Genomic DNA, 17,432 nt, shown 5'->3' on the forward strand with positions numbered 1-17,432 from the left:
AGAAAGAGGGGAATATTGTGAGTAAAAATACAATCGATATAACATCTTTAGAAGATGTTTCATTGAACGCCTTCGCTTATGAATTGCTACGTGAAGAATTACTACCTGATTTAATCGGCAACGATTTAGATGGTATTTTATACTGGTCTGGTAGAAACCTTGCAAGAAAATATCCGCTAGAAACAATTGAAGAAGTCATTCAGTTCTTTGAAAAAGCTGGCTGGGGCACTTTAAGCATTATTGAACATAAGCGTCGTGAAATGCAGTTCCAACTTAAAGGCACACTCATTGCAGAACGTCAAAAACAAAAACGACATTCTTCTTATCAACTAGAAGCTGGATTCATCGCTGAACAAATTCAAAAGCAACGGAACGTCGTTGCAGAGTCATACGAAGAAAAGAAAAAACGTTCTGACTCTATTACATTTCTTGTAAAATGGGATATAAAAGATCTCATTGAAGTGTAAGCATTACCTACAGTCAACTAGACATATCAGTTTAGTTGACTTTTTTGTATTTTCATTCAGATGCATTTATTTTAAATCTTCAGAAATTATACCAAAAAACAGAAGACGTTGTAAACTACAACGTCTTCTTATCTGTTAAATACGTATAAATCGTCTCCGCGACATTTTTCGGCATACCCGCTTCGACAAATTCCTCTATAGAAGCTTCTTTCATCTTCTTTAATGAACCAAAATGTTTTAACAATACCTTTTTCCGTTTATCACCTATTCCTGGAATGTCATCCAATGCTGATTGAATGACAGATTTCCCATGTAATTGACGATGGAATGTAATCGCAAATCGATGCACCTCATCTTGAATACGCTGCAATAAATAAAATTCTTGGCTATTTCTCTCAAGCATCACAGGTTCCGGTGGGTCCCCAATAATTAAATGGGAGGTTTTATGTTTATCATCTTTCACAAGACCTGCCATCGGAATATATAATCCGAGCTCATTCTCTAGAATATCACTTGCAGCCGCTAGATGGCCTTTTCCTCCATCAATAATAATCAAATCAGGTAAAGGTGAATTTTCTTTAAGGGCCCTTGTATAACGGCGCCTCACAACTTCTCTCATAGACTCATAATCGTCTGGCCCTTGAACCGTTTTAATTTTATATTTTCGATACTCTTTCTTCGCCGGTTTCCCATCGATAAAAGCAATCATTGCAGAAACAGGATTTGTTCCTTGAATATTTGAGTTATCAAACGCTTCAATACGATACGGCGTTTCAATCCCAAGCTGCTTCCCTAAATGATCTACTGCTTTAATCGTTCGTTCTTCATCACGTTCAATTAAGTAAAACTTCTCTTCAAGAGCAATTTTCGCGTTTTTATTTGCTAATTCTACAAGGTCTTTTTTCTTACCACGTTTCGGCTGTGTCGCTTCTACTTCTAAAAAGCGCTCTACTAATTCCGAGTCTATACTTCCTGGAACGACAATTTCCTTCGGCTTAAAATGACTACTGTTTTCATAAAATTGGCCGATAAACGTTAAAAAGCCCTCTTCTGGTTCATCGTAAATTGGAAACATAGAAACATCACGTTCAATTAGCTTTCCTTTTCGAACGAAGAAAACTTGAACACACATCCATCCTTTATCCACTGCATATCCAAACACATCACGATCCACTAAGTCACTCATAATCATCTTTTGTTTTTCCATAATCGCATCAATATGAGCAATTTGATCACGCAACTCTTTTGCACGTTCAAACTCTAGTTTCTCTGAGGCCTCATACATTTTTACTTCTAATTCTGAACGAACTTCTTTATGTCCACCATTTAAAAACTTAATAATTTCATCTACAATTTCTTTATTTTGTTCTTCCGTCACTTCTTTCACACACGGCGCTAAGCATTGACCCATATGATAATACAAACAAACTTTATCTGGCATATTCGTACATTTCCGAAGTGGATACATACGATCTAGCAGTTTTTTCGTTTCATGAGCAGATTGTGCATTTGGATAAGGACCAAAATACTTTCCTTTATCCTTTTTTACATTTCGAGTAATGAGTAAGCGCGGTTGCTTCTCCGCCGTAATTTTAATAAAAGGATATGTTTTATCATCTTTTAATTGAATATTATATTTCGGATCATATTTTTTAATGAGATTTAACTCTAAAATAAGTGCTTCTAAATTCGAAGAGGTTACAATATATTCAAAATCAACAATTTCTCCTACAAGCCGCAGTGTTTTCCCATCATGTGAACCAGTAAAGTACGAGCGCACACGATTTTTAAGCACTTTTGCCTTTCCAACATATATAACCGTTCCTTGCTTATCTTTCATCAAATAACAACCAGGTTGATCTGGTAAAATAGCCAACTTCTCTTTCAAATGTTCGTGCACTCGTCTCCCTCCATTTCTACATACTTAGCATTTTTATTTTCCCTTGAAAACATACTATGCTCAAACACCCAACATACGTTCTTTTATTGTAACGGAAAGACTGTAAAAAAGAAAATAAAAAAAGCTACCAACTGGTAGCTTTTTTATTTTAGAAATGTTTAGAAACTAATTCTACTAACGCTTCTTTCGGTTTGTAACCTAACGTTTGATCAACTACTTTACCGTCTTTTAATACGAAAAGAGCTGGAATGCTCATTACTTCGAATTGACGAGCAGTTTCTTGGTTCTCATCAACATCTACTTTTACTACTTTTACTTTTTCGCCTAGTTCTGCATCGATCTCCTCTAATACAGGAGCGATCATTTTACAAGGTCCACACCAAGGTGCCCAGAAATCTAATAATACAACACCTTCGCTAGTTTCAGCTGCGAAGCTTTGGTCATTTGCGTTTACAATTGCCATTTTATTTCCTCCTTCAAGTATATTCTACCAAGAGTATATCATTAACTTATATACGTGGCGAATAATATGTATCGTTATGTATTGTAACAAAAAAATGTTCCTTTATACTATATAAAAATATGGATTAAATACTAAAAAGATGAGAGACAGGGGATCTCTCACCTTTTTCTATATATAGGGGTACTTCACTTGGAACTCAAGGGTACTTAAATCATGAATGTACTTTTAACTTTTTAAACTCTTCTGTTAAAAGAGGTACAACTTCGAACAAGTCACCAACAATACCGTAGTCAGCTACTTTGAAGATACTTGCTTCTGGATCTTTATTAATCGCAACGATTATTTTTGAGTTAGACATACCTGCTAAATGCTGAATCGCACCAGAAATACCACATGCAATGTATAAGTCTGGCGTAACAACTTTACCAGTTTGACCAATTTGTAATGAGTACTCACAGTATTCAGCGTCACAAGCACCACGAGATGCCCCAACAGCGCCGCCTAGTACGTCAGCTAACTCTTTTAATGGTTTAAATCCTTCTTCACTCTTCACACCGCGTCCGCCAGCGATAATAACTTTCGCTTCAGAAAGATCCACACCTTCTGCTGTTTTACGGACAACATCTTGAATAATTGTACGTAAATCTTTCACATCAACTGTAATAGAAGATACGTCACCGCTGCGAGACTCATCTTTTTCCAGAGTTGCAATGTTATTTGGACGCACTGTCGCAAATAAGATGCCGTCTGTTACAATCTTCTTCTCGAATGCTTTACCAGAGTAAATTGGACGAGTGAAGATAACATTTCCACCTTCAACCTCTAAAGCAGTTACGTCAGAAACTAAACCAGCTTCAAGCTTCGCTGCTAATTTTGGTGATAAATCTTTACCAAGTGCCGTATGTCCAAAGACAATACCTTCTGGATTTTCTTCAGCATGTACAGCTAAAAACGCTTGTGCATAACCATCAGATGTATATGATTTTAATTTATCATTTTCAACTGTCACAACGCGATCTGCACCGTAATGAATCAATTCATTTGCAAAAGAGGCAACGCTGTCTCCAATTAGAAGACCTACTACTTCACCGCCTTCTGCAATTGTTTTTGCTGCTGCTACCGCTTCAAACGAAACGTTACGTAGCGATCCATCACGAACTTCACCCATTACTAATACTTTACGAGCCATAGATTTTCCCTCCTGCATATATAATTTCGTATTTTATTAGATTACTTTCGCTTCTGTATGGAGCAACGATACAAGTTCTTTTACTTGATCTTGCAGCTCGCCTTGTAACACTTTTCCTGCATCTTTCTTAGGAGGCAAATAGATTTCAATTGTTTTTGTCTTTGCTTCCACATCATCTTCTTCTAAATCTAAATCATCTAATTCTAATTCTTCTAGTGGCTTTTTCTTCGCTTTCATAATACCTGGAAGCGATGGGTAACGAGGTTCATTTAAACCTTGCTGTGCTGTTACTAAAACTGGTAATGAAGTTGCAATCACTTCTGTATCACCTTCAACATCACGCTCAATCTTCACATTTGTACCGTCAATTTCAAGTTTTGTAATTGTCGTTACATATGGAATATTTAACGCTTCAGCTACGCGTGGCCCTACTTGTCCAGATGCACCATCAATTGCAACGTTTCCGCCTAAAATTAAATCTGCATCTTTATCTTTTAAATACTCAGCAAGTACTTTTGCTGTCGTGAACTGGTCACCATTTTCTACATCATCTTCAATATTAATTAATACCGCTTTATCACAGCCCATTGCTAATGCAGTACGAAGTTCTTTCTCACTATCTTCGCCACCGACTGTTACAACTGTAACTTCTCCACCTTGTGCGTCTCTTACTTGAATTGCTTCTTCAATTGCATATTCATCGTAAGGGTTGATGATGAATTCCGCTTCGCCATCGTAAATTGCACCGTTTTTAATTACGATTTTTTCTTCTGTATCAAATGTTCGTTTCATGAGTACGTAGATGTTCATTCCATTTACCCCCTTGTTTTTCAGAAAGATTCTATCAATTTTAATTTTCTGTTAATTTATATTAAAAAAATAATTGAACTACCTGCCACTAAATGAAGGTTTACGCTTTTCTAAAAATGCGGCTACACCTTCTCTTCCATCTTCACTCGTAAATACTTCACCAAAAATTTGTGATTCACGTTGTACACCTTCATAGTAATGAGACGATTTTGTCGTTTGCAATAACTCTAGTACAGCACGAGTTGTTGCTGGACTTTTTCCAGCAATTTGTTTTGCAACTTTAAGCGTATCATCTAAAAATGATTCTTCAGAGAACAATCCGTTAACAAGTCCCCACTTTAATGCTTCTGCACCAGTAATTGGTGTACTTGTTAACATCATTTCACAAGCTTTCGCTTTCCCAACATAACGTGGTAAGCGCTGTGTACCTGCAAAGCCAGGAATTAATCCAAGTGTTAATTCAGGTAAACCAAGTTTTGCACTTTCAGTTGCAAAGCGCATGTGGCAAGACATAGCAAACTCAAGGCCGCCGCCCAGTGCCGCTCCATGAATTGCCGCAATAACTGGTTTTGAACATTTTTCAACACGCTCAAACGTAACTTGTCCAAGCTGTGCTAATTCTGTTGCTTGCTTCGCTTCAGTAACAGATGTAAATTCTTTAATATCTGCTCCTGCTGAGAAGAAACGTCCTTCACCGTGAATAACAACAACACGAATGTTATCATCCTTTTCCACTTGATCAATTAATTCAGTAACGTCATGCATAACTTGTGAAGACATCGCATTCGCTGGTGCGTGATTTAACGTCGCCACCGCGATATGATCTTCAACTCTTACAGATAGGAATTTCAACATGATCCCTCCCATTATTGACGATAACCACAAGCTGCAATAAGTAGCCCGTGTACCGTTTTTGAAAGTGCGACCAGATCATACTTATGATCGCTCATTACCCAATTGGTCACAACTTCATCTACTGTTCCAAAGATCATTTGTCTTGCCACGCGAACATTTAAATCTGCTTGAAATTCACCTTGTTTTATACCAGTCTCTAAAATCTCATCCATAACTTGTAAGTAGCCTTTTAATACTTCATTTATTTTAAGGCGCAAGTCTTGATTGGACTGCCTTAGCTCTAATTGCGTAACGATAGCAAGCGGATCATTTTGCGACAACAGCAAGAAGTGCGTTTCTACCAACATGAATAACTTCGATACAGCGCTTTCAATTCCTGCTGTTTTTTGACGAATTGTTTCGACAAATTCTCCCATCTTCTCTTGGAATAAGGATATTAATATATCTTCTTTATTTTTAAAATATAAATAAATCGTGCCATCAGCTACCCCAGCTTGCTTTGCGATTTTAGAAACTTGCGCTTGGTGGTACCCATTCTCCGCAATCACAATGACTGCCGCATCAATAATTTGATTGTATTTCGGTCTATTTTTCTTCACTTTACTGTCCCCTTCAAGAAGATGACTGAATGAATAGTCATTCATATTCTTATAATACTGACTATTTAGAAAAGTGTCAATCCTATTTTTTCAAAAAGAAAGGGCCTTAGCCCGTTTGCTCATCCTCATTCTTTCTCTTCTCTTCATCTATTAGAACACGGCGCAAAATTTTCCCTACTGTCGTTTTCGGCAATTCATCTCTAAACTCATATACTTTCGGCACTTTATAAGCCGCTAAATATTTACGTGCAAACTGATTTAATTCTTCCTCAGAGCATTCCGTACCTTCTTTTAACACAACAAATGCTTTAACTGTCTCTCCTCGGTACGGATCTGGAACTCCAATTGTCACTACTTCTTTCACTTTTTCATGCTCATATAATACTTCTTCAACTTCACGAGGATACACATTAAATCCACTTGCGACAATCATATCTTTCTTGCGATCTTTTACATAGAAGAATCCATCTTCATCCATGTAGCCAACATCACCTGTATGGAGCCAGCCATCTTGCAATACAGCCGCTGTTTCCTCTGGCTTATTCCAATATCCTTTCATAATTTGAGGGCCTTTCACTACAATTTCACCTATTTCTCCTGGCGGTAATGCCTCACCAGTTTCAAGCGACATAATGATTGCTTCTGTATCTGGCCACGGAACTCCGATGCTACCTGGCACTCGCTTTTCCCATAAAAAATTACTATGTGTAACCGGAGAGGATTCTGTTAAACCATATCCCTCTACTAGTTTACCACCTGTAACTTTTTCGAACTTTTCCTGTACTTCTACTGGCAGTGGTGCTGATCCACTAATACAAGCACGAATAGAAGAAATATCGTATTCTTTTAAAAGCGGACTATTTAAAAGAGCTATATAAATAGTTGGTGCCCCTGGAAACAATGTCACTTTATGCTTCTTAATCGCTTCAAAAACCATTTTCATATCAAACTTTGGAATAAGGACCATTTTGTATCCTTGCATAATACTTAAATTCATAACAGCTGTCATACCATAAACATGGAAAAATGGAAGAACCCCAAGAACGACTTCTTCTCCTTCTTTGCAATTATATAACCATTGAACTCCCATTAACGTGTTAGAGACGAGGTTTTTATGCGTTAACATAACTCCTTTCGGAAATCCGGTTGTTCCTCCTGTGTACTGTAAAAGAGCTAGATCATTTTCAGGATCACAAGGCACCTCAACATTCGTATTCACTTCTTTTTCTACTGAATTCCAAAGATGAATCGTTTCACTCTCTGATACTTTCACAACTAAATTCGACTGTTTTTTCTGCACAAATGGATACAATAGATTTTTAGGGAATGGTAAAAAGTCTGCAATACGAGTTACGATAATATGCTCAATTTTTGTAGTAGATTGAACATTCGTTACTCTTGGAAACACTAAATCGAGACAAAGAATTACTTTTGCTCCCGAGTCATGAAGCTGATATTCTAATTCCCTTTCTGTATACAGTGGATTGGTTTGTACTACGATACCTCCCGCAAGTAATGTACCGTAATAACCAATTACAGCTTGCGGACAATTCGGCAACATAATAGCAACTCGATCACCCTTTTCCACACCGAGCTTTTGAAGATAATTTGCAAACCGCTTCACCTTATCATGGAAGTCCGAAAACGTAATATCCTTCCCTAAAAAGTGAAGCGCTTTCTTTTCTGGGTAGCGAGAAGCCATCTGTTCTACATATCTATGAAGCGGCTGAATATCATAAGAAATCGTACTCGGAATTTCCTCTGGATAACTTTTCAACCATGGTTTTTCCACCTTCATTCCCCCTTCAAATACATAAAAAATAAATGAATGTTCATTCATGATGGTTATTTTCATTATATTATAGTCACCATAACGTTACAATCATAATATTCTGACTTTTATATAACTATGCTTTACTTCATTAACTTCTTATTATATGTAGAAACTCTCTTAATCTTAAAAGAGTAAGAGAGTTTGTCATTAACTTAATCTTATAATTGTTAATACCGCTCCTGGGGTAGTTGTTGATAATGTCGCAACAGCTAACAAACCAAATAATTGTAAGCTAATAGCATCTCCTGCTGCAAGAGTTGTAATAATTGTTGCACTAAATGATGTGGTTGCTACCGCAGGAGAATTTATCGTCCCAGCAAGTGCCCCTCCATTAATTGTAATCCGTGAACTGACTAATAATGAAGCCGTTATATTAATTGTATATGAAATATAATAATTACCAGCATTTGCAACCGTAAATACTGTATTTCCCCCGGAAACCGTAATACCTGGACCGATATTTTGATTATTCGGAAGCGGGACATTCGTTCCACCTAGAACTACCGATATCGCTGTTCCCGACGTATTATTTGCAAATGCATATGTCGCCGTGATACTTGTACCTGTAGCTCCGGTTGAGCCTGTTGAGCCTGTCGCTCCCGTTGCTCCTGTCGCTCCCGTTGGACCTGTTGAACCTGTCGCTCCCGTTGGACCTGTTGCTCCTGTTGAACCTGTCGCTCCCGTTGGACCTGTTGAACCTGTCGCTCCCGTTGGACCTGTTGAACCTGTCGCTCCTGTTGGGCCTGTTGCTCCTGTTGAACCTGTTACTCCCGTCGCCCCCGTTGAACCTGTCGCTCCCGTTGGACCTGTTGAACCTGTCGCTCCCGTTGGACCTGTTGCTCCTGTTGAACCTGTTGCTCCTGTTGAACCTGTTACTCCCGTCGCCCCCGTTGGGCCTGTTGCTCCTGTTTGACCTGTTACTCCCGTTGGGCCTGTTGCCCCTGTTATTCCTGTCGCTCCTGTTGGACCCGTTGCCCCTGTTATTCCTGTCGCCCCCGTTGGGCCTGTTGCTCCTGTTATTCCTGTCGCTCCCGTTGGACCTGTGTCGCCTGTTACTCCTGTTGCCCCCGTCGGACCGGTTGGACCAACCTTAGGAACTGTCCCATCGCAACTAAAACAGCATGAATCAACATGTACACCATTTTGATTATTACACCCACAATATCCATTTACGTTATTGCTCCATGAAGACATGTTGATCACTTCCTTTACATTCGATCTTTTTAGCGCAATCACCGACTTAAAAAACACCTATCTAAATAACAAAGAAATACTTTGCCTAGTCGGGGATAAAACACAGATTTCCTCCATACATTCTAGTAATTATTACATGCAATTCACTCTCCTTTTGCTTGTACTTTCGCCTTATCTCCACAGACTATTAACAATACACATTACACTATCGTACACAGCCACTTTCCCATTTAAACTTTCCACATTCGCCAATATTTTTAGTAAAGAGGCTTATTCTTCATAAATAGCGACTATAATCTATAAAAATCCGTATAATTCGTTATTTTTCGTCAAAATTTTAAAAATATATTGACACTTAAAATACCCTCATAGTATGATTTGGGTGTTGTAATTGATAACCATTTTCACTTATGGTACTAGTTACAAAAAACACTTAATTTGGGGGCAGAAGATGAAGAGAATTCTCAGTATTTTCATAGTAGTTCTTCTATTCGCTGTTGGATGCGGACAGCAAAAAGAGGAGAAAAAAGAAACAAAAGCGGACAATAAAAATCAAGCTATAACAATTAAACACGCTGAAGGGGAAACGAAGTTAGATAAACCAGCAAAAAAAGTAGTTGTACTTGAGTGGGTATATTCAGAAGACTTATTAGCACTTGGTGTTCAGCCAGTAGGGATGGCAGACATTAAGAATTATAATAAATGGGTAAATACAAAAACAAAACCAAGTAAAGATGTTGTAGATGTAGGGACACGTCAACAACCAAACTTAGAAGAAATTAGCCGTTTAAAACCAGACTTAATTATCACAGCTTCATTCCGTGGTAAAGCAATTAAAAATGAATTAGAGCAAATTGCACCAACAGTTATGTTTGATCCATCAACAAGCAATAACGATCACTTTGCTGAAATGACAGAAACATTTAAACAAATTGCAAAAGCAGTTGGAAAAGAAGAAGAAGGTAAAAAAGTATTAGCTGATATGGATAAAGCATTCGCTGATGCAAAAGCAAAAATTGAGAAAGCAGACTTAAAAGATAAAAACATCGCAATGGCACAAGCATTTACTGCTAAAAACGTACCAACATTCCGTATCTTAACTGACAATTCTTTAGCTTTACAAGTTACAAAAAAATTAGGTTTAACAAATACTTTTGAAGCAGGAAAATCTGAGCCAGATGGTTTCAAACAAACAACTGTAGAATCATTACAAAGTGTACAAGATTCAAACTTCATTTACATTGTAGCGGATGAAGATAACATTTTTGACACGCAACTAAAAGGCAACCCTGCTTGGGAAGAATTAAAGTTCAAAAAAGAAAACAAAATGTATAAATTAAAAGGCGACACTTGGATTTTCGGTGGTCCTGAGTCTGCAACATCTTTAGCAACACAAGTAGCAGATGTAATGACAGCGAAGAAGTGATTACACAATGAATAGCTTACAACATACACTTCGAGCAAGTCTTGTATTCGGAGGAGGAGCAGCTCTCTTGCTCCTCCTTTTCTTTATTCATATCGGACAAGGTCAAGCAAATATTTCCTATAGTATGATTATTGATGCTCTTATCTCACCGAACCAATCGCTAGAACATCAAACTTTAATCATGCTTCGATTACCTAGAGCCGTAATTGCCATTTTAGCTGGAGGCGCTCTTGCTGCATCAGGGGTTATTTTACAAACGTTAACGAAAAATCCACTTGCTGAATCCAGTACAATGGGTATTCACTCTGGCGCATATTTCTTTCTAGTAGCGGCTACAATTTTCTTACCGAAAGGTTTACAAATTAATTCTCTTCTGTTCACATTTATCGGCGGTGCTATTACTGCTTTATTTGTATACCGTATTTCTGGTGGAAAAAAGGGAACCCCACTCAGAATGGCATTAGCTGGTATGGTCGTTACATTAATGCTCTCTGCCTTTACCGGAACGATGCAGCTTTTCTATGAAAATGAAACAGCTGGTTTATTTTTATGGGGAGCTGGATCTCTTATTCAAAATAACTGGGATGGCGTTCAATTTGCTTTTCCATTTATCATTATTTCTTTCCTAGTTTTACTATTTATATCTCGTAAACTCAACATTCTCTTACTTGGTGATGATGTTGCTGTTTCTCTTGGTGAAAAAATAGCAGTAACACGTCTTATCGCCTTCATTGCTGCAATCTTTTTAACAGCAGTAATTGTTACTGTTGTTGGACCAATTGGATTTGTCGGCTTAGTTGCACCTCATTTAATGCGCCTTATCGGATACCGTCAACACTTTACTCTTCTTCTCTCTTCTTTCTTATGGGGGGCAGTATTATTGCTTGGAGCAGATGTTGTCGGTAGATTAATAGATCCAACCGGTGCAGAACTTCCTGTTGGGGCAGTCACAGCAATGATTGGATCTCCTTGGCTTATTTACTTAGTGTATCGAATGATGAAGTCGAAACAATATATGAATGATAACGGTGCGAATGCAGCTGGAGCTAGTTCCCGCTATTACTCTTATAAAAAGGTAATCATTATATCTATCACACTTTGTATTGTGACGATTGCTCTTGGTATTACAATCGGTAGTAACGCTTATATCGAAAGCATTACAAATGTTATATCAGGTCAATTAACACAATTTGACAAAAACATGATGATGAATCTTCGATTACCAAGAATGCTCGTTGCCGCTATTGCTGGTGCATGCCTTGCAATAAGTGGGCTTGTTTTCCAAGGTATATTACGAAACCCACTTGCCGATCCTTCTATTATTGGTATTTCATCGGGAGCTGGTGTCGGTGCTTTAACTGTTATGTATGTCTTTCCTACACTTCCTGGTTTCTTCCTACCAATTGGTGCATTTATTGGTGGACTACTTGCAGTAGGAATTGTCCTCTTCTTCTCATGGAAATCAGGGTTTAGCCCCACAGCTCTTGCTTTAATAGGGATTGGTATTTCTGCACTTGGCTCAGCAATTATTCAAATCTTTATCGTTAGAGCCAATTTGAATGTTGCCGCTGCTTTAACATGGTTATCTGGCAGTACGTATGCAAGAGGGTGGAATCACTTAGAAAATATCATTCTATATCCATCTCTAATTCTTGTATTCATTATCTTTTTCTTAATAAAACAACTTGACGTTCTCGTACTGGGAGACGATCTAGCAACTGGACTTGGGCAACCAGTAAATAAAACACGTCTTGCTCTAATTGTGCTAGCGACACTACTTGCATCAGTAAATATCGCTGCTGTCGGTACAATTGCCTTTTTAGGCCTTGTCGCACCTCACTTAGCAAGAATTGTTGTTGGTATGAACCATCAAAGACTATTCGTTTGTTCAGCACTATTTGGAGCAATCCTTCTTTCTGTTGCTGACTTACTTGGACGTACAATCGCATATCCGAAAGAAATCCCTTCTGGCCTTGTCGTCGCTGTACTTGGAGCGCCTTATTTCTTATGGTTGATGAGGAAGAGTGGGAAGAAGGTTAATTAAAAGACGGCTTCGTTTTAGAAGCCTCCTTTTTATATACTAAATAAAGTGAAACTTTAATTAGTGGGGGGGTTCTTCATCCCCACTAATTATTAACCCAAACCAATTGGGCTTTTATGAGCAGTGGATCTCCCACCCAACTTCTTTGCTCCAGCCGAATCTTGAGGTGGGAATTTTACTGCAGGTGAATAGCGGGATAAATTACTCTGATCTCACTAATTTCACAGATTTAGTCCCTCCCATAAACTCATGATGTACAGTTAATGTGTTCTCCTCAAGTTTCAAATCAACCTTCTGTTTTCTTTCTCCCATTAAAAATACAAGCTCTATGGAAATAATCCCTTGGTCCACACTTAATATTCGAAAGTCTCCTATAGTAGTCCCTTTCCCAAAAATATTATGTTCCATAAATTCTCCGCCTGTTTTCTCACTATTAATAGATTCTATTTCCAACCCAACTGGCCTGTCTGTACTTTCTGATGACATCCAAGACCCCTTTAACTTTCCAATATCAGCCTCTTTTTTCTTTTCATTTTTTAACTCTTCCTCTTTTCTCTTAACTTCTGCTTGTTGAGTTAGTAAGCCATCTATTTGCTTATTCAGCTCTTCAGCCCGTTGATTTTCCGAAATAAATTGTTGATTTTGGCCAGTATCGTTAACAATTTTATTTACTATCCCTTTAGCCTCTTCATACTTTTTATCATTCTTTAACTTCTCTGCCTTTTCCAATTGACCTATATATTGACCTTTTAACTCTTTATGCTCTATGAGCGAATCTTTTTGTTCTTTCGCTTGACTTTGAAGGATTGCGGAACCATCTTTCATCTTTTCTACTTCTTGAAACAAACCTATTGCTTGTTCTATATTTCCACTCGATTTCTCTTTTATCGAACTTATCATCTTAGTAGTTTGGTCTTTTAATACCTTTGCTTCTTTATCATCCTTTTTCTCTTCTAATGCTAGCTCAAATGATGCTACTGCCGTGTCATATTCTTTACTCGCTAACGCCAATTTCCCTTGATCCATTGCTTTTTTATAGGTTTCATTGCTACATCCTACCATTAAAAATAAAATTATGATTCCTAAAATCAATCTTTTCATAATATCCCCCTAAATTAATATAATTCTATATACACTCAATGGTATCATAAAATTTATATATAAAATTTTATGATACCATCATTAAAACATAAAGGGAACTTGTCATTTCTTCTCGAACTTAATCTATGAACATAAGTAGAGGGGGATAACAATAATGTACCAAACAATTGAAGGCTTCTTGCAATCATGGACATACGAAGCAGAGTCTACTCAGAAAATGCTTGATTCATTAACCGATGCATCTTTATCACAGGAAATTGCACCTGAACATTGGACGTTAAGTAGAGTTGCTTGGCACATCGTGACGGCAATTCCTGTTATACTATCTGGCACAGGGCTAAAGTTTGAAGGAGAATCGAAAGATTATCCTGTTCCAACTTCTGCAAAAACAATTGCAGATGAATACCGTAAAGTAAACGCGGCTTTTGTTGAAACACTTCAAAGTAAATGGACTGATAAAGACTTAGCTACTATTAATGACTTCTTTGGTCGCCCTATGCCGAATTCTATATTTTTAATGACACTCATTAATCATCAAAATCACCACCGCGGACAAATGACGGTTTTAATGCGACAAGCTGGCTTAACAGTTCCTGGCGTATATGGCCCCGCAAAAGAAGAATGGGCTGCGGCTGGAATGGAAGCTCCTAAAATGTAACGACAAAAAAGACAAGATGTTTACATATCTTGTCTTTTTCTGTAACTTGTTTCATGTGAAACTATTTTTTCTTAATGGTTGTTTTATGGAAAAGATAGGTTAAAATGAATACATATTACGAAGAGGAGTAACCAAATTGAATACAAAAAATAAAAAAATAGCTATGGGAACTATTTTACTAACTTCTCTTATTGGAGTTATTAGTGTATCTCTTTATTTCACCTATTATGGTACCCCTTGGGGAAAACAAGTAGCAATTACGGACTCAAAAGAGTATATTACAAAATATTTTAATCTAGATGCAGAAGTCAAAAATACTTCTTACGATGCTAAAATGAATAGCTATGCAATCTCCTTTGAAACAAGTACCGATGGCGAGTTTACTATCGAATATAAAAGTCCTAATAACTTTAACATTTCTCCAGAAGTGCAAAAGTATTTAAGCACACACTCTAAATTTACAGAGTAGTAACGAAGCGTACATATACAAAAAAGAGTTGGTGTAACGCCAACTCTTTTTTGTATATTCTTATCATACAGTTATATCTTCCTTCTCTATATTTTTAATGCCGTAATATGCAATCACAACTCCAATTGCTGCGAGTGCTAGTTGAAGGGGAAGTAAAGTTGCTGTAGGAAACTCTGGGTTGGTATTCATTGCAATTGAGACAACGATAAGAGATGAAACAATTGTAGTTGGCACTGAACGTTTACGCATTCCGAAATATAATGGGATTAAACTCATCCCCGCAGTTGCAATGGCTAAAGGAACTAGTTTTATTCCTTCTTGCACCAATTGATCTACTGTGAATGAATTAGGAAGAATTGAAAAATAACTATCTATCCCAAAGAAAATTCCTACTACTAAAATGTTAGATACAATAACTGTTATAAATGTTACTATCGCTGTAATAGCCAACTTACTAGCCATCATTTTCTTTCGGTTAATGGGATAAGAAAACATGAGTAGTATTGTTTTATTTTTATATTCGCCAATTATTAACCTTGCTATTAATACACTACCAAAAATAATAAATGTTGCTCTTACTATTGTGCTAGCCATTAGCAAAATCATCTGCGGATCTCTTATTTCTGGATCTCCTTCTATTTGTGCAATGAAACTAACAAAGATTAATAATGCCAGTATAATGATATTTGCAATAACTGCTCCCCTCACATACCATCCAAACTTAAACTTCTTCAATTCTAGATTCATAAGACGTAGCATGATAGTCCTCCTTTCATTTAAACTTTAATCAATATAAATTACCCCTGTTTTACTTAAAATCTTCACTTCGTTTTTTGCATCACCAATAGTTCCTTCTTTTATCTTTTCTGTATTTTTATCTTTCTTAAGTCCTTTTAAATCCACTATTACGTCAGTCAAATTACTTTTAGCCATAAGCTTCAATGATGCCGGGACAACTTTATACCGTACGCCAATATCCCCTGATTTTGTTTCTACAAATAATGATTTTCCTTCTGTCATACCTTTCAGTAATACTTCCCCAGATGTTGAAGTGATGTTCATATTTTCGTTTTTTACATTTTTCACGTAATTATCACCAGTAGTGGAAGTTATATTTACTTCTTGTAATGAACTATCTTTTAACATTAAATCTCCGCTTTCGGATGTAAATTCACCCTTCTCTGCCGATAGTCCTGTAATCATTCCATCTCCAGATTTGCCTTTTGTCACGATGCTTTTTACTACTATATCGTTTATTTTCACATCACCCGATTTATTATTTAATACAATTTTATCTATCTCTTTCTTCGGAATAGCTATACATATACTATTTTTCTTTCTAAACGTAAAACCATAAAAAAATCTGTTCATCTTTTGTTTTTGCTTAATCACAATTTTATTTTCGTCATTTTCTATTTTGACAGGATCTATCTCTTTATCTGCTTGTTCACCTTGAGCAGAAATTACTATTTTATTAGCGTCTGTACTTTTAAACTCAAGATTCCAATTTTCATTGTCTACTTCTATTGCTTTTATATTATTTATATCAAAAGACTTTTCTTTCTTAAAATCTTTCCCCTGAAATACCTTGAAACCAAAAACCGCACTAGCAATTGTAATGAATAATATTGCAATTACTATTATTTTTTTCACCATTTATACCCCAGTTCGTTGTTGTTTTAGGCTTACTTCACGCCACATCTATCTTGTCAATTTTACGAAACGATAGATAGCTAATGAAAATTCCTAATAAACAGAGCACTATTGGGATAGCTATAAAATCAAACATACTTACTTGACCATTTCCAGGACCAACGTTACTGTTCATCATCATCCCAATTATTACTGCAGAAGTAATCGTTGTCGGTGTTGATTTCTTTCTCATTCCAAAAAATAAAGGAATTAAACTAATACCAGATATCATAAATGCACTTATAATAGTAGCTGGAACGATAGCTATTATTTCCCCCATCGTAACAGGCGTTTCAAGTAGTCCCATTATTGGATTCATACAGAATATGAGCAAACTAATAATGAAAGTAGCGATAATCGTGCTCACAAAACAAAAACAAAAAACAATTGTTAATTTCGCACTCATTAGCATTTTCCTTTGCAGTGGATACATAAATAGTAGCTGTATTGTTTTGTTCTTGTATTCATCAATCACTAAACGTGATAAAATAACCGATGCAAAAATAATAAATGTAATTCTAATAAGAATATTTGCTAAAGACATGTATTCCATATAGCTAGAGAACATCAAATCATCCTCTACCTTAGATCCCCATGCCATAAGACTTACCGCCGCAAAAATTGCTATAATACAAATTGCTACCCCTTTAAAGTAACTAGATAATTTATGTTTCTTCCATTCGAGCTTCATTAATTTAAACATATAAATTACGCCTCCATTCTTTATATACCTG

At 36.8% G+C, this 17,432-nt stretch carries 17 protein-coding genes; 5 read left to right on the top strand and 12 right to left on the bottom strand.

Annotated elements, in window-relative coordinates; all coding sequences use genetic code 11:
• Window positions 1-17: 17 nt before the first annotated feature.
• Window positions 18-467, top strand: coding sequence for a YslB family protein (locus QCI81_RS09495; protein ID WP_000042214.1), 450 nt, complete (start codon window positions 18-20; stop codon window positions 465-467).
• 115 nt (window positions 468-582) lie between these two features.
• Here QCI81_RS09495 and uvrC read toward each other — a convergent pair whose 3' ends face one another.
• The 8 genes from uvrC to QCI81_RS09535 all read right to left on the bottom strand — a co-directional run bounded on the left by uvrC (window position 583) and on the right by QCI81_RS09535 (window position 9,311).
• Window positions 583-2,367 carry an excinuclease ABC subunit C gene (uvrC, locus tag QCI81_RS09500; protein WP_000544300.1) on the bottom strand — a complete coding sequence of 595 codons (1,785 nt, stop codon included), beginning with the start codon at window positions 2,365-2,367 and terminating at the stop codon, window positions 583-585.
• Window positions 2,368-2,515: 148 nt separating this feature from the next.
• Window positions 2,516-2,830, bottom strand: coding sequence for a thioredoxin (gene trxA, locus QCI81_RS09505; protein WP_001018944.1), 315 nt, complete (start codon window positions 2,828-2,830; stop codon window positions 2,516-2,518).
• 211 nt (window positions 2,831-3,041) lie between these two features.
• Window positions 3,042-4,019, bottom strand: a complete 978-nt coding sequence (gene etfA / locus QCI81_RS09510) for an electron transfer flavoprotein subunit alpha (RefSeq protein WP_000101946.1) — start codon at window positions 4,017-4,019, stop codon at window positions 3,042-3,044.
• A 36-nt stretch (window positions 4,020-4,055) separates the two neighbouring features.
• Window positions 4,056-4,829, bottom strand: coding sequence for an electron transfer flavoprotein subunit beta (etfB, locus tag QCI81_RS09515; RefSeq protein WP_001029028.1), 774 nt, complete (start codon window positions 4,827-4,829; stop codon window positions 4,056-4,058).
• Window positions 4,830-4,907: 78 nt separating this feature from the next.
• Window positions 4,908-5,684 carry an enoyl-CoA hydratase gene (locus tag QCI81_RS09520; RefSeq protein ID WP_000911291.1) on the bottom strand — a complete coding sequence of 259 codons (777 nt, stop codon included), beginning with the start codon at window positions 5,682-5,684 and terminating at the stop codon, window positions 4,908-4,910.
• 11 nt (window positions 5,685-5,695) lie between these two features.
• A complete protein-coding gene (locus QCI81_RS09525) occupies window positions 5,696-6,283 on the bottom strand; it encodes a fatty acid metabolism transcriptional regulator FadR (protein WP_000742223.1) in 588 nt (195 codons plus the stop codon).
• Window positions 6,284-6,389: 106 nt separating this feature from the next.
• Window positions 6,390-8,075 carry a long-chain-fatty-acid--CoA ligase gene (locus QCI81_RS09530; RefSeq protein ID WP_353810684.1) on the bottom strand — a complete coding sequence of 562 codons (1,686 nt, stop codon included), beginning with the start codon at window positions 8,073-8,075 and terminating at the stop codon, window positions 6,390-6,392.
• A gap of 189 nt (window positions 8,076-8,264) precedes the next feature.
• Complete coding sequence (locus QCI81_RS09535; protein ID WP_353810685.1) at window positions 8,265-9,311, bottom strand: BclA C-terminal domain-containing protein; 1,047 nt, start codon at window positions 9,309-9,311, stop codon at window positions 8,265-8,267.
• 451 nt (window positions 9,312-9,762) lie between these two features.
• On the opposite strand from QCI81_RS09535, the gene QCI81_RS09540 reads away from it, so the two are divergent.
• Window positions 9,763-10,737, top strand: a complete 975-nt coding sequence (locus QCI81_RS09540) for an ABC transporter substrate-binding protein (RefSeq protein ID WP_075719468.1) — start codon at window positions 9,763-9,765, stop codon at window positions 10,735-10,737.
• Between the two features lie 7 nt (window positions 10,738-10,744).
• Window positions 10,745-12,781, top strand: a complete 2,037-nt coding sequence (gene fhuB, locus QCI81_RS09545; protein ID WP_075719466.1) for a Fe(3+)-hydroxamate ABC transporter permease FhuB — start codon at window positions 10,745-10,747, stop codon at window positions 12,779-12,781.
• A gap of 198 nt (window positions 12,782-12,979) precedes the next feature.
• Here the strand turns inward: fhuB and QCI81_RS09550 are convergent, their stop codons facing one another.
• Window positions 12,980-13,879, bottom strand: a complete 900-nt coding sequence (locus tag QCI81_RS09550) for a tetratricopeptide repeat protein (RefSeq protein WP_157417508.1) — start codon at window positions 13,877-13,879, stop codon at window positions 12,980-12,982.
• 154 nt (window positions 13,880-14,033) lie between these two features.
• Between QCI81_RS09550 and QCI81_RS09555 the strand changes: the two genes are divergently transcribed.
• Window positions 14,034-14,537: a DinB family protein gene (locus tag QCI81_RS09555; RefSeq protein WP_157417506.1), complete on the top strand. Its 504-nt coding sequence runs from the start codon at window positions 14,034-14,036 to the stop codon at window positions 14,535-14,537.
• A 136-nt stretch (window positions 14,538-14,673) separates the two neighbouring features.
• Window positions 14,674-15,006: a YfjL-like protein gene (locus QCI81_RS09560; protein WP_001093302.1), complete on the top strand. Its 333-nt coding sequence runs from the start codon at window positions 14,674-14,676 to the stop codon at window positions 15,004-15,006.
• 63 nt (window positions 15,007-15,069) lie between these two features.
• Here QCI81_RS09560 and QCI81_RS09565 read toward each other — a convergent pair whose 3' ends face one another.
• The 3 genes from QCI81_RS09565 to QCI81_RS09575 are packed head-to-tail and all read right to left on the bottom strand — an operon-like array spanning window position 15,070 to window position 17,401.
• Window positions 15,070-15,765, bottom strand: coding sequence for an ABC transporter permease (locus tag QCI81_RS09565; protein WP_053563587.1), 696 nt, complete (start codon window positions 15,763-15,765; stop codon window positions 15,070-15,072).
• A 24-nt stretch (window positions 15,766-15,789) separates the two neighbouring features.
• Window positions 15,790-16,662 (bottom strand): DUF4097 family beta strand repeat-containing protein, encoded by an 873-nt coding sequence (locus tag QCI81_RS09570; protein ID WP_353810686.1) that lies wholly within the window; start codon window positions 16,660-16,662, stop codon window positions 15,790-15,792.
• Window positions 16,663-16,696: 34 nt separating this feature from the next.
• Window positions 16,697-17,401, bottom strand: a complete 705-nt coding sequence (locus QCI81_RS09575; protein ID WP_000475536.1) for an ABC transporter permease — start codon at window positions 17,399-17,401, stop codon at window positions 16,697-16,699.
• Window positions 17,402-17,432 lie beyond the last annotated feature (31 nt).

This window comes from Bacillus cereus group sp. MG20, assembly GCF_040459885.1.
GTDB lineage: Bacteria > Bacillota > Bacilli > Bacillales > Bacillaceae_G > Bacillus_A > Bacillus_A cereus.